Origin of the sequence: Cytophaga sp. FL35 (genome assembly GCF_014349235.1) — a bacterium.
Lineage (GTDB): Bacteria > Bacteroidota > Bacteroidia > Flavobacteriales > Flavobacteriaceae > Euzebyella.
The window spans coordinates 27519-50004 of record NZ_JACSOH010000031.1; the positions used below are offsets into that span (position 1 = coordinate 27519).

Annotated in this window: 21 protein-coding genes; 16 read left to right on the forward strand and 5 right to left on the reverse strand. The window is 39.2% G+C overall.

The genetic code is table 11. The features are described from left to right. Positions 1 to 63: 63 nt before the first annotated feature. Positions 64 to 1548 carry a sodium:solute symporter gene (locus BIZ36_RS18185; RefSeq protein ID WP_187459320.1) on the reverse strand — a complete coding sequence of 495 codons (1485 nt, stop codon included), beginning with the start codon at positions 1546 to 1548 and terminating at the stop codon, positions 64 to 66. A gap of 108 nt (positions 1549 to 1656) precedes the next feature. On the opposite strand from BIZ36_RS18185, the gene recR reads away from it, so the two are divergent. The 11 genes from recR (at position 1657) to ftsY (ending at position 10038) form a co-directional block, all read left to right on the forward strand. Further along, positions 1657 to 2277, forward strand: a complete 621-nt coding sequence (recR, locus tag BIZ36_RS18190; protein WP_187459321.1) for a recombination mediator RecR — start codon at positions 1657 to 1659, stop codon at positions 2275 to 2277. Positions 2278 to 2357: 80 nt separating this feature from the next. Further along, complete coding sequence (locus BIZ36_RS18195; protein ID WP_187459322.1) at positions 2358 to 3725, forward strand: dihydrolipoamide acetyltransferase family protein; 1368 nt, start codon at positions 2358 to 2360, stop codon at positions 3723 to 3725. Positions 3726 to 3891: 166 nt separating this feature from the next. Further along, positions 3892 to 5160 (forward strand): DUF481 domain-containing protein, encoded by a 1269-nt coding sequence (locus BIZ36_RS18200; protein WP_187459323.1) that lies wholly within the window; start codon positions 3892 to 3894, stop codon positions 5158 to 5160. 80 nt (positions 5161 to 5240) lie between these two features. Then, positions 5241 to 6017 carry a 3'-5' exonuclease gene (locus BIZ36_RS18205; protein WP_187459324.1) on the forward strand — a complete coding sequence of 259 codons (777 nt, stop codon included), beginning with the start codon at positions 5241 to 5243 and terminating at the stop codon, positions 6015 to 6017. 3 nt (positions 6018 to 6020) lie between these two features. Then, complete coding sequence (locus tag BIZ36_RS18210; RefSeq protein WP_187459325.1) at positions 6021 to 6632, forward strand: fumarylacetoacetate hydrolase family protein; 612 nt, start codon at positions 6021 to 6023, stop codon at positions 6630 to 6632. After that, a complete protein-coding gene (locus BIZ36_RS18215) occupies positions 6632 to 6970 on the forward strand; it encodes an Hpt domain-containing protein (RefSeq protein ID WP_187459326.1) in 339 nt (112 codons plus the stop codon). The genes BIZ36_RS18210 and BIZ36_RS18215 overlap by 1 nt, the downstream gene beginning before the upstream one ends. Before the next feature lie 26 nt (positions 6971 to 6996). Further along, on the forward strand, positions 6997 to 8256 hold the full coding sequence (locus tag BIZ36_RS18220; protein WP_222937457.1) for a competence/damage-inducible protein A: 1260 nt from the start codon (positions 6997 to 6999) through the stop codon (positions 8254 to 8256). A gap of 67 nt (positions 8257 to 8323) precedes the next feature. Then, positions 8324 to 8560 (forward strand): 50S ribosomal protein L28, encoded by a 237-nt coding sequence (rpmB, locus tag BIZ36_RS18225; RefSeq protein WP_187459327.1) that lies wholly within the window; start codon positions 8324 to 8326, stop codon positions 8558 to 8560. An 11-nt stretch (positions 8561 to 8571) separates the two neighbouring features. After that, a complete protein-coding gene (rpmG, locus tag BIZ36_RS18230; RefSeq protein WP_187459328.1) occupies positions 8572 to 8754 on the forward strand; it encodes a 50S ribosomal protein L33 in 183 nt (60 codons plus the stop codon). Positions 8755 to 8794: 40 nt separating this feature from the next. Then, positions 8795 to 8947, forward strand: a complete 153-nt coding sequence (locus BIZ36_RS18235) for a DUF4295 domain-containing protein (RefSeq protein ID WP_187459329.1) — start codon at positions 8795 to 8797, stop codon at positions 8945 to 8947. Positions 8948 to 9084: 137 nt separating this feature from the next. Continuing rightward, entirely contained in the window at positions 9085 to 10038 is a 954-nt protein-coding gene (gene ftsY, locus BIZ36_RS18240; protein WP_187459330.1) for a signal recognition particle-docking protein FtsY, read from the forward strand. Between the two features lie 3 nt (positions 10039 to 10041). Here ftsY and BIZ36_RS18245 read toward each other — a convergent pair whose 3' ends face one another. Beyond that, positions 10042 to 11187 carry a serine hydrolase domain-containing protein gene (locus tag BIZ36_RS18245; protein ID WP_187459331.1) on the reverse strand — a complete coding sequence of 382 codons (1146 nt, stop codon included), beginning with the start codon at positions 11185 to 11187 and terminating at the stop codon, positions 10042 to 10044. 106 nt (positions 11188 to 11293) lie between these two features. On the opposite strand from BIZ36_RS18245, the gene rimO reads away from it, so the two are divergent. The 4 genes from rimO (at position 11294) to BIZ36_RS18265 (ending at position 16310) form a co-directional block, all read left to right on the forward strand. Next, positions 11294 to 12595 carry a 30S ribosomal protein S12 methylthiotransferase RimO gene (gene rimO / locus BIZ36_RS18250; RefSeq protein WP_187459332.1) on the forward strand — a complete coding sequence of 434 codons (1302 nt, stop codon included), beginning with the start codon at positions 11294 to 11296 and terminating at the stop codon, positions 12593 to 12595. Positions 12596 to 12736: 141 nt separating this feature from the next. Next, a complete protein-coding gene (gene dgoD / locus BIZ36_RS18255) occupies positions 12737 to 13894 on the forward strand; it encodes a galactonate dehydratase (RefSeq protein ID WP_187459333.1) in 1158 nt (385 codons plus the stop codon). A gap of 57 nt (positions 13895 to 13951) precedes the next feature. Beyond that, the gene (locus tag BIZ36_RS18260) at positions 13952 to 15274 is read left to right on the forward strand and encodes a GntP family permease (protein ID WP_187459334.1); all 1323 of its coding nucleotides are present in this window, start codon (positions 13952 to 13954) and stop codon (positions 15272 to 15274) included. Between the two features lie 37 nt (positions 15275 to 15311). Beyond that, positions 15312 to 16310: an SMP-30/gluconolactonase/LRE family protein gene (locus BIZ36_RS18265; RefSeq protein WP_187459335.1), complete on the forward strand. Its 999-nt coding sequence runs from the start codon at positions 15312 to 15314 to the stop codon at positions 16308 to 16310. A gap of 1 nt (position 16311) precedes the next feature. On the opposite strand, the gene BIZ36_RS18270 is transcribed toward BIZ36_RS18265, so the two are convergent. Both BIZ36_RS18270 and BIZ36_RS18275 read right to left on the reverse strand, forming a co-directional pair. Further along, positions 16312 to 17280: an NAD(P)-dependent alcohol dehydrogenase gene (locus tag BIZ36_RS18270; protein ID WP_187459336.1), complete on the reverse strand. Its 969-nt coding sequence runs from the start codon at positions 17278 to 17280 to the stop codon at positions 16312 to 16314. A gap of 66 nt (positions 17281 to 17346) precedes the next feature. Beyond that, positions 17347 to 19812 (reverse strand): M14 family metallopeptidase, encoded by a 2466-nt coding sequence (locus tag BIZ36_RS18275; RefSeq protein ID WP_187459337.1) that lies wholly within the window; start codon positions 19810 to 19812, stop codon positions 17347 to 17349. Between the two features lie 115 nt (positions 19813 to 19927). Here BIZ36_RS18275 and bshC point away from each other — a divergent pair, with 115 nt between their 5' ends. Continuing rightward, a complete protein-coding gene (gene bshC, locus BIZ36_RS18280) occupies positions 19928 to 21601 on the forward strand; it encodes a bacillithiol biosynthesis cysteine-adding enzyme BshC (RefSeq protein WP_222937458.1) in 1674 nt (557 codons plus the stop codon). Here bshC and BIZ36_RS18285 read toward each other — a convergent pair. Then, positions 21598 to 22143, reverse strand: coding sequence for a pyridoxamine 5'-phosphate oxidase family protein (locus BIZ36_RS18285; protein WP_187459338.1), 546 nt, complete (start codon positions 22141 to 22143; stop codon positions 21598 to 21600). The two genes, bshC and BIZ36_RS18285, sit on opposite strands and share 4 nt — an antisense overlap. Positions 22144 to 22486 lie beyond the last annotated feature (343 nt).

Below are 22486 nucleotides of genomic sequence, written 5' to 3' on the forward strand. Positions count from 1 at the left end.
GATTTTGAAGGAAAAACAAGTGGGATTTTTCGCATCAAAGTTTAACATTTGTAAAAAATACATTTATAATGTTACGTCCGATGAAATGCCTTTTTTGTCTTTAATCAGCCATAAGCCTAAGAACGTAAGTAGTCCGTTTATGGGTAAAAGCTCATAACCAATTTGGTAACCGCCCAATGCTTCCGCGGGCAGTTTGGAAATGAGATAAATTAGAACTACCACTACTATGGCAACTATCCATACATATTTATCCTTTAATTGATATTTTGTTAGAATCCCAAAGGTAAAAAGGCCTAACAAAGGTCCGTATGTAAAGGTGGCTACCTGTAATAGGCCATCAATTACATTGGTGTCCAAAACATGCTTGAAAATTATGACCACTACCACTAAAAGTAGACTCATACCTACATGCGTAGTTTTTCTAATCTTTTTCTGCTGGTTTTCAGGACGTTTTTCAATTCCCAGAAAATCCACACAAAAAGAGGTTGTTAAAGAAGTCAAGGCGCTATCTGCGCTACTATAGGCTGCGGCAATTAAACCTAACATAAAGGTGACGGCTACCACAATGCCCAAGTCGCTTTTAAGGGCAATTTCGGGAAATAGTAGATCAGATTTGGCTTGCCCGTTCATTAAAGGAGTTGCAATATCAAACCTATCGGCATAAATGAACAGCAGTGCTCCCAAAAGCAAGAATACGAAATTCACAACTACCAACACCACGCTCAAGGAAACCATATTTTTTTGGGCATCCTTTAGGGAGCGACAAGTAAGGTTTTTTTGCATCATATCTTGGTCCAGACCTGTCATGCAAATAGTGATGAACATACCCCCTAAAAACGATTTTATGAAGTGGTTTTTTCCAAAAAAATCGTCAACAAAAACCATTTTGTTATACTCCTTGAGTTCTTCAGAAACCAGAAATTCCGAAATACTCCAATCCAACTTGTCATTGATAAAATATATGGACAACAAAACGCTTAATATCATAAAAGTGGTCTGCAAGGTATCTGTCCAGACAATGGTCTTGATTCCGCCTTTAAAAGTGTATATCCAAATCAAGAGAATTGAGAGAACAACGGTTACCTCAAATCTAACCCCTAGATCATCAAACACAAATTGTTGTAAAACAATGGCCACTAAAAACAACCGGAATGAAGCTCCTAAAACCCTGGAAATAAAGAAAGAAACCGCACCAACCTTATAGCTGACCTTTCCAAAACGTTTTTCTAGATATTCATAAATAGAAGTGACATTTAGATTGTAATAAATAGGAAGAAGAACATAAGCGATAACTAAATAGCCTGCCAAATAACCCATGACTACCTGCATGTAGCTAAACTGTGAGCTCTCTACCCAGCCAGGTACGGATATAAAAGTTACTCCGGATAGCGATGCTCCCACCATACCAAAGGCTACTAAATACCAAGGAGACGATTTTCCCGCCTTAAAAAAATCATTATTGGAATCATTTTTACCTGTAAAATAGGAAATGGCCAAAAGCATTAGAAAATAGATTCCAATTAGTATGAGAATGTGGATGGCGGTCATGAAAATAAATTTGGGCCAAATTACGAAAAGTTGAACTCATTCAAGTCAAATGATGTCAGCTATCATTTACCTATATAAAATTGTAATTTTGTTGGGTAAATTAGCTACATGGAATTTTCGTCAAAACTACTTGAAAACGCCGTTTATGAAATGTCTCAGTTGCCCGGTATCGGTAAAAGAACGGCACTTAGGTTGGTATTACATCTTTTAAAAAGGCCAGCCGAGCAGACGCAAAAGTTGACCCTGGCATTGGAGCATTTAAGAAATGATATTAAGTTTTGTACCAATTGCCACAATATTTCCGATGTGGAGGTTTGCGAAATTTGCGCCAGTCCTAGAAGGGATAGAAGTTTGGTCTGTGTAGTGGAGGATATTAGAGATGTAATGGCTATTGAAAATACTAGCCAGTACAAGGGGTTGTATCACGTTTTGGGTGGTAAAATTTCACCAATGGAAGGTGTGGGGCCGCAAGATTTGACCATTGCTCCATTAGTGGATAAGGTTAAAAAAGGAGAAATAAAGGAGCTTATTTTCGCCTTGAGTTCGACCATGGAGGGAGACACTACCAATTTTTATATCTATAAACAATTGGAGGGCTTGGACGTAAATACATCTACTATTGCAAGAGGTATTTCTGTGGGCGATGAACTGGAATATGCAGATGAGGTAACGTTGGGTAGAAGTATAGTTAATAGAATACCGTTTGTAAACTCACTTAAGGCCAACTAGATACAGTCTTTTTGATCAACAGGAGTATTTTTTGGTATTTTTGTACTGAAATATAGAATTTCTAAGATTTATTTGGGAATATGTCAAAGTTTGAATTGAAATTGCCGAGGATGGGTGAAAGTGTTGCAGAGGCAACATTGACCACATGGCTAAAGGAAATTGGGGAAACTATTGAGTTGGATGAGCCAATTTTTGAAATTGCTACGGATAAGGTTGATTCTGAGGTGCCTAGTGAAGTGGAAGGGGTCTTGGTTGAAAAATTGTTTGAGGTGGATGATGTCATCAAGGTAGGGCAAACTGTCGCCATTATCGAAACTGATTCCCAAAATATAGCGGCCACCTCTGAAACTTTAGAAGCGCAACAAGAGAGCTCTAACCCGGAGCCAGAAACTGTAGCTGCTGTGGCCGAAAGGGTAGAAGTTGCCAAAAAAACGGTCTCAGAACCGGTTTCCAAGCGTTTGGATACTACAAGCTCAGAGCGTTTTTACTCCCCTTTGGTTAAGAACATAGCCCGTCAAGAAGGTATTTCCTTAGCACAATTGGATACTATTTCCGGAACCGGAAAGGAAGGTCGTGTCACCAAAAACGACATATTGGCCTATGTTGAAAATGGCCATAACCAACCAGCTCCACCAGTAAAACCAGTTGAAGAAATAAAGGCTCCAGAGTCCACTGCGACACCGGTAAAGCAAAACTCTGTTTCCGAATCAACATCAACGGAAAAAACTACTGCAGATATAAATGGCGAGGTTATTCAAATGTCTCGCATGGGCAAGCTTATTGCCAAGCATATGGTAGATAGTGTGAGTACCTCTGCCCATGTCCAAAGCTTTATTGAAGTAGATGTGACCAATGTGGTCAATTGGCGCAATAAAGTAAAGAATGAATTTGAGAAAAGGGAAGGGGAGAAACTAACCTTTACGCCTATTTTTATGGAGGCTGTAGCGAAGGCTTTGAAAAAATATCCCATGATGAATATCTCCGTAGATGGGGATACGGTAATAAAGAAGAAAAATATTAACTTGGGTATGGCAGCAGCCTTGCCAGATGGTAATTTAATCGTTCCTGTAATTAAAAATGCAGACCAACTTAATATGGTTGGGATGGCCAAAGTGGTGAATGATTTGGCAAATAGGGCAAGGGAGAATAAATTAAAGCCAGACGAAGTAAAAGACGGTACTTATACGGTTACCAATGTAGGTACTTTTGGCAGTGTTTTTGGAACTCCCATTATCAATCAGCCTCAAGTAGGTATACTTGCATTGGGAGCTATTAGAAAAATGCCTTCTGTAATAGAGACGGAGGAAGGTGATTTTATAGGTATCCGAAGCAAGATGTATTTATCGCATAGTTACGACCATCGTGTGGTGAACGGAGCCTTGGGTAGTATGTTCGTAAAGGCGGTGGCAGACTATCTGGAAGGATGGGATACTGAAAGGGATGTCTGAAAAAACTGGTTAAAAAAAGAATTTCACAATTTGATTTTGATTATCAGCTTTTTGTCTGTCATATTGTAGGCAAAAAGCTGTTTTTTTTTGGATATTTCCGATTAACAATTTTCTAACAAAAATTTTCTTCGTCAGCCATTAACTTTGGTCCATACCGACCAAAAAAATGCCAGAAAATCCAATTTTTATTATCAAGGGCATCCTTGGCTACCTAACGTTTTGTATTCTTTTGGTAGTCCAATTTTCTGCCACAGCACAAGAAGATGAATTGAAAAAGGCGCCCATGCGCCTCTTCATAAATTGTAATTGCGACAAGAATTACCTCAGGCAGGAAATAAAATATGTGGGCCACGTTCGCGATCAAGCCCAAGCCAATATTACCTTGTTTATTTTTGATATTGCCAACGGTAGTGGAGGGCGTACCTATGACCTGGAATTTACGGGTAGCGGGGATTACCAAAATATTTCGGATAAGCTCTCTTATGACACTACTGCCAATATGACTTCGGATGAGGTGCGAAAAGGCCTTCTTAAAAAAGTGCAATCCGGATTGTTAAAGTATGTATTGGAATCGGGGTTAGCAGAGGATATTACCTATACCGTTGATCAGAGCGGGTTTGCAGAGGTACAGGAAATCGATTTTAGGGACCCTTGGAACAATTGGATTTTTGAGGTTTTTGGATCTGCGGACTTAGGCAAGGAAACCAGTAGAAAAGATTTTAAATATCGTTTAGGGTTTGAAAGTGACCATGTTACGGAAAATTGGAGAATTCGTACCGATTTAGGGCTATTTAAAGCCGATAGTGAATATGAAACGGATGGGGAAATTTATACAAGTGAGCGGTTTCAGTATTATGCAGATGGCAGTATTGTGCGTAGTATCAGTGATCATTGGTCTTCGGGTATTTTTTCTGGTCTAAGGCATGACACTTTTACCAATCTAGACTTTAGATATTATTTTCAGCCCGCTATAGAATACAATATTTATCCCTATAGTGAGGTGCTAAGAAGGGAAATTGTCTTCGCCTACAAAATTGGATATTTTCATAACGACTATATTGAAACAACTATTTTCAATAAACTGGAAGAGGGTGTATTTAACCATAGACTGGACCTGCAAGTTAGATATAGACAGCAATGGGGCAATATTTACGCAAGAATTGTAGGTTCATCTTTCTTGAATGATTTTGAAAAGAATAGGCTGCAATTTAACAGTAACCTAAATGTTCGGCTTTTAAAAGGGTTGGCCGTACGTTTTGCCAGTAGATACGAAATAATTAGGGATCAAATTAATTTGCCATCCGGAGATGCTTCCATCGAAGATGTTCTGCTTCAACAAAAGCAAATAGCAACTGCATATCAATTAGGGTTCAGTGTAGGATTAAGTTATACGTTTGGCTCGGCTTTCAATAACATCATCAATACCAGATTGTAAATTGTTGCTTGGTCGATTATGCTGAGTTTCGTTTCGGTGGTTGTTGTTAAAACCTATCTTTGCAACAAATTGTAACTGTTATGAGCCTAAACTTAACGAGACCTATTTGTTTTTTTGATTTGGAGACAACGGGAACCAATGTGGCAAAAGACCGCATTGTAGAAATTTCCATCCTAAAAGTATATCCGAATGGAAATAAGGAGAGTAAGACGTGGTTGGTAAATCCGGAGGTGGAAATTCCGGCAGAAGTTGTGGCCATCCATGGTATATCCAATGAAAAAGTTGCCAATGAGCCGACCTTTAAGGAATTGTCTAAGGAGATTTTTGCCATGATCAAGGATTGCGATTTGGGCGGTTTTAATTCAGATAGGTTTGATATTCCATTACTGGCCGAAGAAATGTTACGTGCCGATGTTGATTTTGATATGAAAAAAATGGTTTCCATAGATGTGCAGACTATCTTCCACAAGATGGAAAAAAGAACCTTGGGAGCGGCCTATAAATTTTATTGCGACAAAGAATTGACCGATGCACATAGTGCGGAGGCAGATACCTTGGCAACTTATGAGGTATTATTGGCGCAGTTGGATAAATATCCAGAGTTAGAGAACAATGTAAAAAAATTGGCGGATTTTTCTACCCATAGGCAATTTGCTGATTTTGCCGGTTTTTTAGGATTTGATAAGGAAGGTAACGAAACCTTCGCTTTTGGTAAGCATAAGGGGAAAAAGGTATTGGATGTGTTGGAGAAGGAACCTGGCTATTTTGGTTGGATTCTAAATGCAGATTTTCCGCTATACACCAAAAAAGTGCTTACACAAATCAAGCTCAGTCAATTAAACAATAAATTAGTCTAGTTCATGAAACTCATTTGTATTGGTAGAAATTATACGGAGCACATAGAGGAGCTAAACAATGAGCGTCCAGATGAACCGGTGGTATTTATTAAGCCAGATTCTGCCATTCTACCTAATGAACAGGATTTTTACATACCTGAATTCTCCGATAATATTCATTATGAAGTAGAAGTGTTGGTGAAAATCAAAAAGGTAGGCAAACATATAGAAGAAAAGTTTGCATACAAATATTATGATGAAATTGGACTAGGAATAGATTTTACAGCAAGGGATCTTCAGCAAAAATTAAAGGAAAAGGGTCTGCCTTGGGAAAAGGCCAAGGGTTTTGATGGGTCTGCCGTAGTGGGTAGATGGTTGCCAAAATCGGATTTTAAAAATTTGAACGACCTCAATTTTTCACTTTTTAAAAATGAAAAGGAGGTGCAAAAGGGCAATACTAAGCTCATGCTATGGAAGATAGATGAATTGGTTGCCTATGTTTCAAAGTTTTTTATGCTCAAAAAGGGTGATATAATATTCACTGGAACCCCGGCAGGTGTTGGAAGAATTGAAGCAAATGACTATCTTTCGGGTAGGTTGGAAGGGCAGGAACTCTTTCAAATAAACGTAAAATAATGATTTACAATCTAGATAAGATCAATGAGATGGCAGAAGGGGATGAGGCTTTTATCAACTCCGTTATCTCTGTTTTTTTGGAAGAAGTGCCTCATGATTTGGAGGAACTTGAATCTGCCTTGGAGCAACATAATCATGAAAGGGTCTATAAGCTGTCCCATAAAATCAAGCCTAACGTTGATCTCTTGGGTATGGAACAGACCAGGGCAACAGCCTTGCAATTGGAAACCATGGGTAAGGACAAGGCTAGTATGGAAGAAATACGTTCCTTGTTTCCAATGCTAAAAAAAGACATTCACCAAGTAGTAGCAGAACTAAAGAAAGACTTCGATTTATAGTTCTAAATTTCCCAAATAGTTATTAAATGGATTCACTGCTAGCGGAAATCATCACAATTGGGGATGAGATTCTTATAGGTCAAATTGTTGATACCAATTCGGCATTTATTTCAAAAGAACTTAATAAGATAGGGGTTTCCGTCTATCAGATTACATCGGTACAAGATGAAAGGGAGCATATTCTGCAAGCATTTGCAGATGCTAAATCGCGCGTTCAGCTTGTTATTGTTACAGGCGGTTTGGGGCCTACCAAGGACGATATTACCAAACGTACGTTTTGCGAGTTTTTTGATGATACCTTGGTGCAGAATGATGAGGTTCTGGAAAATGTTGAAATGCTGTTCAAAAAGCATATAAGTAATACGCCCATATCCGATATAAACAGGCAACAGGCTTTGGTTCCTTCCAAGGCCCAAGTACTGCAAAATAGGTATGGTACCGCCCCTGGCATGTGGATGCAGCAGGACGGAGTAGTTTTTGTCTCCCTTCCGGGTGTTCCTTTTGAAATGAAACACCTCATAACCGAAAAGGTACTTCCAAAGGTTGTAGCAGAGTTTAAAAGACCTTATATCGTTCATAGAACTTTGGTAACCTATGGCATGGGAGAAAGTTCCATTGCCGCTAGGTTGGAGGATTTTGAGGACAACCTGCCACCCTTTATTAAATTAGCATATTTACCAAGTCTCGGAAAGGTTAGACTACGTCTTTCCGCAAAAGGTACGGATGGTGAGAAGTTGCATAAGGCGATGGAAAAGGAAGTAGGGTCACTGCATGATCTTGTAAAGGATATTTTATATGGTGTAGACGATGAAGAGACCCTAGAGGAAGTTATTGCCAAGTTGCTTACGAGTAAAAAAATGACTTTGGCCACCGCGGAGAGTTGTACGGGAGGAAAAATAGCGGAGCAAATAACGTCCCTTCCGGGAGCATCTGCCTATTATAAGGGAACGGTGGTAAGCTATGCTACGGAGGTTAAAATTGATGTTTTAAAAGTTCAAAGAGATGCCATCAACGAACATTCCGTGGTAAGTGCTGAGGTGGCCGTTCAAATGGCCGAAAGTGTGAAGCATATAATGCAATCCCATTTTGCGATTGCCACAACAGGCAATGCAGGACCTTCAAAGGGAGATTCAGATGCTGAAATTGGTACGGTTTTTATAGCTGTTGCTACTCCTACCGAAATTATTGTGGAGAAATTCAACATGGGAAACCATAGGGAAAGAATAGTCCAAAAGACCGTGCACAAGGCGCTGGAGCTGTTGCAAAAAGAAATTTTAAAAATCTAGAATTTTCTTTTGTCTGTCCCGTAAAAATGATATAAATTTGCAGCCTGTTTAAAGAAAAATCAGCGCAATGTCAAAAGTTTGTGAAATTACGGGTAAGAGGGCGATGTCTGGAAACAATGTTTCTTTTTCCATCAATAAGACCAAAAGAAGGTTTAACGTTAATCTTTCTAAGAAACGTTTTTATATTCCGGAAGAAGACCGTTGGGTAACTTTGAAGGTATCTGCCAAAGCGTTGAAGATTATCAACAAAAGAGGTGTTTCTGCCGTTTTGAAGGAGGCTAAGGCACAAGGACTTATAAAATAAGCTAGATTACGATGGCAAAAAAAGGTAATAGAATTCAGGTTATTTTAGAGTGTACTGAGCACAAGGAATCTGGTAAGCCAGGTACTTCAAGGTACATTACTACCAAAAACAAGAAGAATACTCCAGAAAGAATGGAGATTAAAAAATTCAACCCCATTCTTAAAAGAATGACGGTTCATAAAGAAATTAAGTAAGATAGTTTCTACCAAAAAGTAGAATAAAAAAATAATAGCCATGGCAAAGAAGACGGTAGCAAGTTTACAGACAAGTTCAAAAAGATTGACAAAGGCCATTAAAATGGTTAAGTCTCCAAAAAGTGGTGCTTACACATTCGTAGAGTCTGTTATGGCTCCTGAACTTGTTAATGAGTGGTTGTCGAAAAAATAATCGCTTTAAAAAATATTTGAGGCCTCTTTCGAAAGAAAGGGGCTTTTTTTTTGAATTGCGATTAAAAATTATGCACTTTTTCCCTTTATGAACTTGGCGCTGACTTTCTTATATTTACAGCCACCAATTAGTGTATCATGAGTTTATTTAAAAATATCTTCTCTTCTAAGAAAAAAGAGACGTTGGACAAAGGGTTGGAAAAATCCAAAACTTCTTTTTTTTCGAAGTTAAGTAAGGCCGTTGCCGGAAAATCCAAGGTAGATGATGACGTTTTGGACAATCTGGAAGAGGTATTGGTAACCTCGGATGTGGGTGTAAATACGACTCTAAAAATTATTGATAGAATTGAAGCCCGGGTTGCCAAGGATAAATATATGGGGACGGAGGAGCTTAATACCATTTTAAGACAAGAAATTGCAGGCCTTCTTTCTGAAACCCATTCTGGCGAGGAAACGGAGTTTACCGTACCACAGAACAAAAAGCCTTATGTGATAATGGTTGTGGGGGTAAATGGAGTAGGTAAGACTACCACCATTGGAAAATTGGCACATCAATACAAACAAAAAGGATTAAAAGTAGTATTGGGGGCGGCAGATACCTTTAGAGCTGCGGCTATTGACCAATTACAGGTTTGGGCAGATAGGGTAGAGGTACCTATAATCAAACAAAAAATGGGAAGTGATCCAGCTTCCGTTGCTTTTGACACTTTGAGCTCTGCTGTTAAGCAAGATGCCGATGTGGTCATTATTGATACCGCTGGTAGGTTGCATAATAAGGTGAATTTAATGAACGAGCTTACCAAAGTGAAAAGGGTAATGCAAAAAGTTGTGGAAGATACACCGCATGATGTATTATTGGTCTTGGACGGTTCAACGGGTCAAAATGCTTTTGAACAGGCCAAACAATTTACCAAAGCAACCGAGGTTACCTCCTTGGCCGTTACCAAATTGGACGGCACAGCCAAAGGTGGAGTGGTCATTGGGATTAGTGACCAATTTAAGATACCTGTAAAATATATTGGCGTAGGTGAAGGAATAGAAGACCTTCAGGTTTTTAATAAATACGAATTTGTAGATTCTTTCTTCGGATAGTATTTAGGGGTTCATCACTGCATTTAATCGCGTCCAAATTCCTTCATCAAAACTTGAAGGACCAAGGTTGTTCTCACTGGCATCTCCACCTAAGCGTACAACTACTAAATTTTCACTGGGTATAACATATAGTTTTTGGTCATTTGCTCCAAGTCCGGCAATGAGGTCTAAGGGAGCAGAAGGAATTAGTGACCCTTCAAATAAATCTTCTGAACCTGGTGCCCTAAAAGATTCTTTTCCGTTCAGCCACCATAAGTAACCATAACTAGGATTCAATTCTTGGGAGCTATTGGTCATTGAATCAAAATAGTCTTTGTTGGAAAGAACGGATATATCGTTCCAATCTCCCTTATTTAAAATTAGCAGGCCAAATCTGCCCATGCTACGTGCGTTGCTAAAAAAGAGATTGTTATAGCCCACCTTTACCCAATTTCCTTCCATTCCTATTGCGTCACCAATTTTTGTTTTATAATATTCTTTAAAGTCGGTGCCGGTAGCATTACTGATCACTTGATCAAGCAAGGTGTAAGGGGCATTGTGATAGTACCAAAAATCATTGGGGTCGTTCAGAAAATTTAAACACTCTGGGTCATAGCAGAAAATATCTTGCGTATAGTCCAAACCCGTGGTCATGGTTAACTGATTTCTAACGGTAATGGCACTTTCTTTTTCCACTTCCATGCTGGTCCACCCTGGGTTTAAATGTAAGGTTACGGGATCCTCAATTGATAATTTGTTTTCTTCTTGTGCAATGCCTACCATTAAAGCGGTAAGTGTTTTACCGGCGGAGTTCCACGTGTGTTTGGATTCTTGTGTGAAATCACCATAATACCATTCAATGACGAGTCTTCCGTTCTTTAACACCAAAAAGGCATCGGTACCCTTTTCTTGTAGGTATTCTGATAAATTATCGGCCTCAGTTGGGTTCCAGTTAAGTTCGTTCAAAGTATATTGTTCCCATTCATCGGAAGCTACAGGAGGAAAATAAAGGGATTCGTCCATCGGGTCTACGTCTTCGTTGCCTGTGCTGTTATCCCCATCTTCAGCAGTTATTATTTGTTGTTCGGTCTCCATTCCATCTTTATCAGTGGAACAGGAACTGGTCCATAGGGCTGAACATAATATAAAAGTCCAATATCGAAATTTCATAAGTATTGTTTTCTATCTAGGAACAAAACGTAAAAAAGTAAGAAATCGTCTTAATTATATCCCCAAACAGAGTTCAAGTTGTATTTTTGCATCCCAATAAAATTCAATGCGCACAAAGACTCTTAAGAAAAACAGAATCAACGTAGTAACCTTGGGTTGCTCCAAAAATCTCTATGACTCAGAAGTACTCATGGGGCAGCTTCGGGCAAATCAAAAGGAGGTGGTTCATGAAGAAGATGGTAATGTTGTGGTCATAAATACCTGTGGGTTTATTGCCAATGCAAAAGAAGAAAGCGTTAACACCATATTGGAGTATGTTCAGAAAAAGGAAGCTGGGCAAGTAGATAAGGTTTTTGTAACAGGGTGCTTGAGCGAGCGTTACAAACCGGACCTTCAGAAAGAAATTCCCAATGTGGACCAATACTTCGGTACAAGCGAACTACCTAATCTTTTGAAAGCGCTAGGTGCGGATTATAAACATGAACTTATTGGGGAGCGGTTGACCACTACTCCTAAAAACTATGCGTACCTTAAAATTGCGGAAGGTTGTGATAGACCTTGCTCTTTTTGTGCTATTCCGTTAATGCGCGGCAAACATAAGAGTACACCTATAGAAGATTTGGTTACGGAGGCTGAAAAATTAGCTTCCAAGGGTGTGCAAGAACTTATTTTAATTGCTCAGGACCTTACCTATTATGGTTTAGATCTATATAAAAAACGGAACTTGGCCGAACTTTTGGAAAATTTGGTCAAGGTGGAGGGTATTGAATGGATTCGTTTGCACTATGCTTTTCCTACCGGCTTTCCCATGGATGTACTGGAGGTAATGAAAAGGGAGCCAAAAATCTGTAACTACCTTGATATACCGCTTCAGCATATATCGGATTCCATCCTTAAAAGTATGCGTAGAGGTACTACTCAAGCCAAGACTACCAAGCTGTTACAAGACTTTAGGCAAGCTGTTCCCGGAATGACCATTAGAACTACCTTAATAGTAGGTTATCCTGGTGAAACAGAAGAAGATTTTCAGATATTAAAGGAATGGGTAAAGCAAATGCGCTTTGAAAGATTGGGTTGTTTTACCTATAGTCATGAAGAAAATACGCATGCCTTTTCGTTGGTAGATGATGTGTCAGAGGATGTTAAGCAAGAACGAGCCAATGAAATCATGGAGCTTCAGTCCCAGATTTCATGGGAACTTAACCAAGAAAAAATTGGCCGTACTTTCAAATGTATGATTGATAGGAAAGAAGGCAACTATTTTGTGGGGCGAACGGAGTTTGATTCTCCAGACGTTGATAATGAAGTGCTAATCGATGCTACACAGCACTATTTAAAACAAGGAGAGTTTGCCGAAATCAAAATATTTGATGCGGCAGATTTTGATTTGTATGGAGAGCCCGTTTAGTTAGTTCAACTATTTATTTTATACTTCCAATTGTTTTAGGGGTTTTGCATTTCTAGACTTTAGTTTTTTCATTACTTTAGGGAAATCAACTAAATTTTTGTCAATAATTAAAATTGACATATTTGAAACTACCTAACTATAATGAATGACCTTCTGATTGAAAAAGTGGAACTTTTTAAAGTTCCCCCAAGATGGCTTTTTCTAAAAATTACTACAAAAAGCGGACTTATAGGCTGGGGCGAGCCTGTAGTTGAAGGTAAGGCAGCAACCGTGGAGGCCTGCGTCCACGAACTCTCAAAATTTATTATTGGACGGTCCGCAAACGATATAGAGGATATATGGCAGACCCTCTATGCTGGTGGATTCTATAGGGGCGGTCCTATCTTAATGAGTGCTCTTTCAGGAATTGATCAAGCCTTGTGGGATATTAAAGGAAAATACTTGAATGCTCCTGTTTACGAACTTTTGGGAGGTGCCGTACGGAAAAAAATGAAAATGTACTGTTGGATCGGCGGTGACCATCCTGAAGTGGTGCTTGAGCAAGCTAGGGAGAAAGTACAGCAAGGATTTAAGGCAGTTAAGATGAATGCCACAGGAGCCTTTGCGTGGATTGATTCTATTGAAAAAGTAAAAACCGTAGCCCAAAATATAAAACTTCTAAGGGAAGAGTTTGGTAATCAATTGGATATAGGTCTTGATTTTCATGGGAGAATTCATAAAGGTATGGTCAAGCGTTTGATTGATGAGTTACTTCCGTATAATCCCATGTTTATTGAGGAACCCGTTTTAAGTGGAAACAATGAGGCGTTGGACCATATTTATTCCTTTACCTCCATTCCGATCGCTACTGGGGAACGTATGTTTTCCAGATGGGATTTTAAAGAACTGCTTCACAGGGGAACTGTAGACATAATTCAACCAGATTTAAGTCACGCCGGTGGAATTAGCGAGGTGAGAAGAATTGCGTCCATGGCAGAAGCCTATGACGTGGCATTGGCTCCGCATTGCCCTTTAGGGCCAATTGCCCTAGCTTCTTGCTTACATATAGATTTTACTTCTATCAACGCATTCATTCAAGAAAGTAGTTTGGGCATTCATTACAATCAAGGTTTTGATTTATTGGATTATATGGGGAATCCAGAAGTATTTGATATAGCTGATGGCTATATTGATTTGCTAAAGGGGCCTGGTTTGGGGATTCAAATGAATGAGGAAAAGCTTCGGGAAGGCCAAAATATAGGACACGATTGGAACAATCCTATTTGGCGAAACCCAGATGGAAGCTTTGCGGAATGGTAGTTCTATCACATACCGATAACAATACTCGATAAGAGAAAATAATAAGATTCCAGTTTTATGATTTATGTAATTGCACTTCTTTTGGCCTTGACCTTTATTGTGGTAGGGATTGTCAAATGGAAAATTCATCCCTTTTTTGTGTTACTGCTTGCGGCTATAGTTTATGGTTTTATAACGGGGATGGACATTGATCGTATAATTTCATCGGTTAACGATGGTTTTGGTAGTATCATGGGTAAAATTGGTTTGATTATTTTCTTTGGGGTGGCGATTGGTACCATTTTGGAAAAATCAGGTGGTGCCATGGTAATTGCCAGTAGAATGATTAAGCTAATAGGCGAAAAATCCATTCATTTGGCAATGATGCTTACCGGATACTTGTTATCTATTCCGGTTTTTGCCGATAGTGCCTTCATCATTATGAACTCATTGAACAAAGCACTGTCCGATAAGGCCAAAGTATCCTTTGCCGGTACAACTGCTGCCATGGCTTTGGGTTTGACCGCTACCCATGTAATGGTACCACCAACGCCTGGTCCCATTGCCGCTGCAGGTATATTAAATGCAGATTTGGGTAGTGTTATTCTTTGGGGGCTTATCATAAGCTCACTTTCCTTGGTTTCTTGCTACTTTTTTGCCATCAAGATTGCCGCCAAGGTGCAGGTGCCCATTGTTATGGCAACCTCAAAAGATGCGCTACATCAACCAAAATTGAGGCTATCCCTTCTATGTATTGTGGTCCCAATTGTGTTGATTGTGCTGAAATCCATTTTTGATTATCCGGAATTGGCACTAACGGATTTGGCTATCTACCCGGTCATTGCCTTCTTGGGAAGTCCGGTCATTGCATTGTTAATTGGGGTTGCACTTGCGTTGCTGTTACCGAAAAAGTTGGATGAAAAAGTATATTCCGCTACCGGTTGGTTGGGCGATTCTGTGCGAATTGCAGCTCCCATTATTTTAATTACCGGGGCGGGAGGAATTTTCGGTTCCATGTTGCAAAATTCTGGTATTGCAGATGTAATTACAGAAAATTTCTCGGGTATGTCCATTGGTCTCTTTTTTCCATTTTTATTGGCGGCCTGTCTAAAAACAACCCAAGGTTCCTCCACAGTGGCCTTGATTACTACGGCATCTATTGTTGCCCCTATGTTGCCCGCTTTGGGATTGGAAGAAACATTTATGAGAACCATGACTGTTCTTGCCATTGGTGCAGGGTCTACCGTGGTCTCCCATGCTAATGACAGTTTCTTTTGGGTGTTGACGCAATTGACCGGTATGGACGTGAAACAGGGAAATCAAGTGCAAACCTTGGGGACACTTGTATTAGGTACTACTGCCATCACACTTATATATCTTATCTCAAAAGTGATGGTGTAGGTTTTTAATTGTTTGAGCGAAATAAAACTTGAATAAAATGAAAGGAATTATCGGCATGTTGGCTATTAGTCTCATGGTACAAACCGGATTGTATTGCCAAGAGGTGAAAAAAGGTACCTGGATTGAAATTTTGGATAACTCCGCTTTGGAGGTAATTGATACTACGGCTAAGATTAGGGTAATGGCCAAAGGTTTTAAATGGACCGAAGGACCCTTGTATTTGGAGGATGAAAAAGCCTTACTTTTTTCGGATATTCCAAATAATACAGTGTTTAAATTACTGGAAGACGGTAAGTTAGATACCTATTTGAAACCATCCGGATATTTAGGGGCCTCCGAATATGGTGATGAACCGGGTTCCAATGGATTGTTGCTTAGTCCGCAAGGCGAACTGGTTTTAATGCAGCATGGGGAACGTCAAGTAGCCAAAATGAAATCGGATTTAAAAATGCCAAAAGCTGAATACGAGGTAATGGCAAATTCCTATAATGGAAAGCGGTTCAACAGCCCCAATGATGGGGTATTCGATAAAAACGGAAATCTTTATTTTACCGACCCTCCTTATGGCTTGCCCCAAAAAATGGATGACCCAAACAAAGAACTGGACTTTCAAGGACTTTTTTGTTTAAAAGCTACGGGAGAATTGGTCCTTGTGGATAAATTAACCCGGCCTAATGGCGTGGCCCTTTCAACTGATGGGGATAAATTGTATGTTGCGGTATCAAACCCGGAACATGCCGTTTGGTATGAATATGATATAATGGACGTAGGTCAGGTGGAGAATAAAAGAATATTCCATAGCGTAACTTCTTTGGTTAATAAGGAAGGACAACAAGGGCTCCCGGATGGTATGAAAATGCACGCCAAAGGGTTTTTATTTGCAACAGGCCCGGGTGGGGTTTGGGTCTTTAATAGTAAAAAACCGGTTGCAAGAATCTATACAGGAGAGAAAACGGCTAATTGTGCTTTTGGTGCCAATGATAAAAGTCTATTTATGACTGCCGATGATTTTATTCTAAAATTGGATTTGAAATAAATCAGTGTTCCATTTGAATAACTACATTACCTACCTTTTGACCTGAGCTAACATATTCGTAAGCATCAACAATTTTTTCAAAAGGATAGATTTTGTCAATTAAAGGATGGAATTGCCCGTTTTCAATTAAAACCTTCATTGTATTTAGGCTATCTTTAATATTCGATGGAATAGGAAAAATTACTCTTTTTCTTCTAAAGAGCGGCGTAATAAGCGCCCAAAAAATATTGGCACCTCTTTTTCCCAACTCTGTAGAAATGTACACTCCTTTGGGAGCCAATAGTTTTTTACACTTTCTAAAACTACTCTTACCTACCGCATCAAGCACCAAGTCAAAAGTGCCGGGATATCGTGTGAAGTCTTCTCGGGTATAGTCTATCACTGTATCTGCTCCTAAATTTTTTACAAGCTGTAAATGTTCAGTCGCAGCGGTCGCCACAATGTTAAGTCCCCTACTTTTTAATATTTGAATGGCGGCACTTCCAATAGCTCCGGTTCCACCATTAACCATAACTTTTTGACCTTCTTTTAACTGTAGTTTATTAATGCAGTTTAGGGCATAGTGTGCTCCTTCGCAACAAGCTGCGGCTGTTACAAAATCCAGATCACTGGGCATATGTAATAAAGAGTCATTCTCCTCTATAGTCATGAAATGGGAATGAGAGCTCAGAATTTCATCGTCAAAACCAAAGACCCTGTCCCCAACTTTAAATTGTTTTACATTTTGGCCTATTTCAATAATCACCCCCGAAAAGTCGGTTCCTGGTGATTGTTTTTTTGGTTGTGCCAAACCTGTAAAGAATCGGCTAACATAATAGCGAGCGGTTACGAGGCCTTCATCGGTACGGTTTACGGTAGTTGCTTTAACCTGTACCAGAATTTCGTTGGATTCAATTTTGGGTATTGGGACATCCTTAATGGTAAAAATGTCCCTGGGCCGTCCATATTTGGAATAACAAAGTGCCTTCATTCCGATGTTGTTTGCCTACAAGTCGTTTGCAAAGACATAATGTTACCACAAAGTTGATTAAATATGCTAATTGATCATAAAGAGGGCGTTTGCAAAAAATAATTTGCCACTTTCCCAAAAACCTCTGAACAAAGGATTGTCCACCATGAAAACAACTTGCCCTTTTCCGTGGTTAATTGAACCAAAAGTCATGGAGTTTCCAATTTTCTTTTTTGCTTCACTACCGGCAAATCCGGAAACGGGTTCTACATTATTTTCATCAAGATATACTACGGTTCCTTTCTCTAAATAGTCATAGGAATCACTGCCAAGTTTCATGGAGAAGTAAACTTCATCATAACCATACGCCAAGGGGTGGGTGGTATCCACATGTGTTTTAAATATAGCTCCGGTGATTTCCGTTTTTATTTGTTCCCTTTGGGAATAATCAAAATTAGGAGCTATTTGAGTACTGTCTTTCACATTTTCCTTTGCTTTTAAGGGAAAGGATTTATTTTTTGCAAAGGACTTTAGCGCTCCACCCATAGCAATTAGCTTTCCGCCGTTGGAAATCCACTCCGTTATTTTTTCAGAAATGGAATCTGTTAGAAAATTTCCATACCCATCACCGTCAGGTAAAACGAGAATATCATATTCGTTTAGCGCTACATGGTCAAAATAACTTTCGTCCAAAACGGTAACGGGATACTCCAATTGTTGTTCAAAAAAGTGCCATACTTCACCGAATCTCAAGGTTGAGGTGGGATTTCCGGTTAAAACGGCAATCTTTGAATTAGGAACCATCTGCACATAATAAGAACCAAAATCTTTCCCGGCTTCTACAAATCCGGTATTCGTGGGGGTAATCTGTTTATCGTATGCTTTGGCCGCGGTGGACAGTGTTGTCAAAAATGATTTGTTATTTTGATTATCAGACTTTGTGATAATCAATGAACCTCTATTATACTTCTGGCCGTCCAGCGTAAAAGGCTTCATGGCAAACCTTACTTTGATTTTATTCTTTAATAGGTGGGCGAGGAACCGGGCATCGCTAAAACTGTTCCAATGGGCTATGTAAGCGTATGCATCCGTTAGGTTGGGGTTATTATTGACGTTTTTACCATCAGCACTAGCCTCGTACTTTATACTGTTTTCCGTAGCTACGGCTTCTAGTCCGTATGCGTAAGGTAAGGACCAGGCGGTAATATCATAAGTGAGGCTATCCGTCAATTTGGCTTTGGGTTCGAACAAAACCTTGACCAAAGTGCCTTTCTTTTGGTCCACAGGAACAACAATCGACTTTTCAGTGGCTCTAAGGGTGCCTGTTTTCCCGGTGGAGTAATGAAACCCCCTAATTGAACCAGAATTGGCTTTTCCGTAGGTAATCTCATGTTGGTCCAATAGGTCCGTTAAAGCTTTTAACTTGTCCTTTTTTCCGTTAAGAACATAGCTTTTATATTTATAATCCTTGGTTTGATGAAATTTCTTGAATTCCTCATTTAGTTTTTTTGCATGTTTGGAAGCAATTTCCAATGTGGAATGGCCTGTTGTTCTATGGTGCTCAATACGATCTTTCAAGGTAAGGGTATCTCCCAGGGAAGTAACAATACCTAACCCGGCGCGCCCACTTCCGCCTTGCTCATAGGTCATGCCAATACTACCATTATAGGTTGGGTAGGTATCTCCATAGCTGGGATAAAGAAGGTCAAAAACCTCCTTGGTAAAGTAAAACCAACCATTGGCATCAAAATATTTGGCATGGTTCTTACCTACGGTTACCTGAAATTCCCTCTGAAAATTGGTGATTACCTCATGAAATGGTTCTGCCGCAGGAGCAAAGTAATAGGGGCTGTCTACTTGTTGCTCGTGAAAATCCACATGTACGTGGGGCAACCATTTATTATAAACTTTAATGCGTTGCTGGCTCTCTTTTTGGGTAAGCCAAGCCCAATCCCTATTAAGGTCGAACATATAATGATTTGCCCTACCGTTTAACCAAGGTTCATGATGTTCCTTGCTATTAGGGTCTACTTCATGCGCACTGTTTTTGTATTGACCGTACCAGTTTACGTAACGTTCCCGACCATCAGGATTTACACAGGGGTCAACAATAACCACGGTATTCTCCAGATATTCCTTTTTCGTAGTCAGCAATTCATAAACAGTCTGCATCGAAGCTTCTGTGCTAACACTTTCATTGCCGTGTACATTGTAGCTCATCCAAACAATGGCTATTTCGGGATTGCCCTGTCCATTGGTATTAGCAATGTGCGCTTGGCGTATTTCCTCCAGATTGGCCATATTTTCCGCAGAGGAGATAAAGGCAAGCATTAGAGGCCTATCTTCATAAGTGGTACCGTATTCCTTTAATTGAATCCGATCAGGATTAGTTTCGCCCAAATGTCCAAAATAGTCCATCACTCTGTGGTGGCGGGTAAACTTTTCACCTATTTCATAACCCAGAAATTCTGCAGGGCTTTTAAAATTTTGAGCATAGGTTATGGCACCTACTAAAAGCGCCAATATGAGTAGGAAAGGTAATTTAAATCGCATTTTTTATAGTTAGCATCCTTTTAAAGACTTTATCTTTTAAAAGAATTTGTAAGCAACTCAAATCTAGTGATTATTATAAGAAGTAGGCCTTCATGGTCCATCACAGGTTCATATTTTGGATAAACGTATTAACGATTTTTTAGGAGGACCTAATGTTGAACTGTTTTATATTTACACCCCTATGGATATTGATTGTTTACCTTTTGATCAAACCGGATACTTTTCGGATTTTATTTGTGATTATGTAGCTCAAAAAGAAGAGGTTAAACCATTTTACAATCGGTATCCCAATTTGGCCAATTTTGAAGCTCAGATAAAGGAAAAGGCGGAGAGTTTTCCTGAAAAGAATCGCGAAATCCTTTATTCCTCATTACAAAAGCAATATGAGGGGTTTCAACTAAGTGAAGCCACACAGACCCACCTTAAAAAATTAAAGGAGCCCATAACTTTCACAGTGGTTACAGGTCATCAATTGAACCTTTTTACGGGGCCTCTTTACTTCTTATATAAAATTGCGTCTACCGTAAATCTGACCTTGGAACTGAAAAAGGCTTATCCAAAATATAATTATGTCCCTATTTATTGGATGGCTACGGAGGATCATGATTTTGAAGAAATTAACTACTTTAATTTTAAGGGAAAGAAGATTCAATGGAATCCGGGTGATGGAAGAACTGGGGCTGTAGGTCCATTTGATAGTACAGGACTTGAAGATGTTTTTGAAACTTTATCCGATCAACTGGGTAACAGCAAGGACGCCCAAACTTTAAAGGACTTATTTAAAAAAGCTTATTTAGAACATAGCAATCTTGCCAAGGCTACCAGATATTTGGCTAATGAACTGTTTGGGGAATATGGTTTGGTAATTGTGGACGGGGATGATGTGAATCTTAAATCCCAACTTGTTCCATATGCCCAAAAAGATATTTTTGAGGGGTTAGGTCATGAAGAGGTTTCTAATACCATTACCCAAATTCAGCAATTAGGTTCCAATTACGGTATACAGGTCAACCCAAGGGAAATCAATTACTTCTATTTAAAGAATGATATAAGGGCGCGCTTGGTACAACAAGATGGAGTTTTCCATGTGTTGGATACGGATCTTAAGTTTACTGAGGAAGAGCTAAGGAAGGAAATGGTGGCACACCCGGAACGTTTTTCTCCAAATGTGATTGCTAGGCCCTTGTATCAAGAAATTATTTTGCCCAACCTATGTTATGTAGGTGGAGGAGGAGAAATTGCGTATTGGTTACAGTTAAGGTCCATGTTTGATGGTATGCAAGTGCCGTTTCCCATTTTGTTACTTCGGAATTCTGCATTGGTCATCACCCAGAAACAAAGTGAAAAATTGCAGAAGATGAATCTCAAGGTGGCCGATTTATTTTTGAAACGTAGTAGTTTTATCAACAAAAAAATAAGGGAGATATCCAATATTGATATCGATTTTTCTCCTCAAAAAAAACTGCTAGAAGAGCAATTCCAAGGTTTATACGAATTGGCGGAGCAGACGGATAAGTCGTTTCTGGGTGCCGTTAAGGCCCAAGAGGTAAAACAAAAAAAGGGATTGGATAACTTAGAAAAAAGATTGTTAAAGGCGCAGAAGCGAAAACTAAAGGATCAGGTAAGTAGAATGAGTGAAATTCAAAATGAACTTTTTCCCAATGGTTCTTTACAGGAGCGCACTCTAAATTTCTCTGAACTTTATTTGGAACTTGGCGAGGACCTTATTCCTATGTTATTGAAAGCCTTTAAACCGTTGGACTTAAAATTCTCAATTTTAAAGTTTTAGGGCACCAAAAATTCTCCGTTCCAATCACTATTTTCTTTAGAAAACCTGACCCTAATGTGGTTGGGTCTTTTTAGTTTTAGGTACTCAATTTTAAATGGTTCCACTTCAATGGCGCAGAAGTAATGGTCATTGGTTAGGTATTCTACATGATCTGGGTTGCTTATTTCGCTGCCAGGTGCCTTGTGGCTAGTATAATCTTTTTTACTGTTCTCATGTATGTTACTCCAATACCTGTCTTTGGCATCTTCATCCTTTAAAATATATGCTAGGCCCTCAACTTTTAGCTGCAGTAAAAGTTCCGGATGGTAAAATAACATGCTAACCCGGTTGTTTTCTTTAATATGAAGCACTTTTTTTGAGCGCTTGTCCGTATAAAAAATAAGGTTGAGATTCTCGTTAACATGCCTTAAAACAACGGTTCGCAGTCTGGCCAGTCGTTCATTCCCCACAGTGCCTAATGTGACAAACCTATAGGGGTGTTCTTTTTCTGTTACGCTTTTATTGAGCTCTTCTGTCAGCTCAGACCAAAAATGTTGTGTCATGACCATAAGTTTTTAGATAAAATTAGAAAAAAGTTCCTTTTTAGGTAGGGTATTTCATGAGGGGGGTGTTATAGATATAAATTGCTATGAAAAAGATTTAATTCTTTGAATTAGTTTATGTGTTTAGGTTGGTTTTTTGATTTTGATGTAAAGCCTGGGTTTGGTAGCCCGGGCTTTTCTTTGTTCTTACCTATCGTTTTTTGGATTTTTCAGTAAAAAAGACTTTTTCTTCCAGACTCTCTTTTATCCTGCATCAACTACTTTTTACAAGCTTTTCTAACTCCTTTTCTTTAAAACTTTAGATTGTATTTAAAAGGTGTATATTGTTCTGATATTACAATAA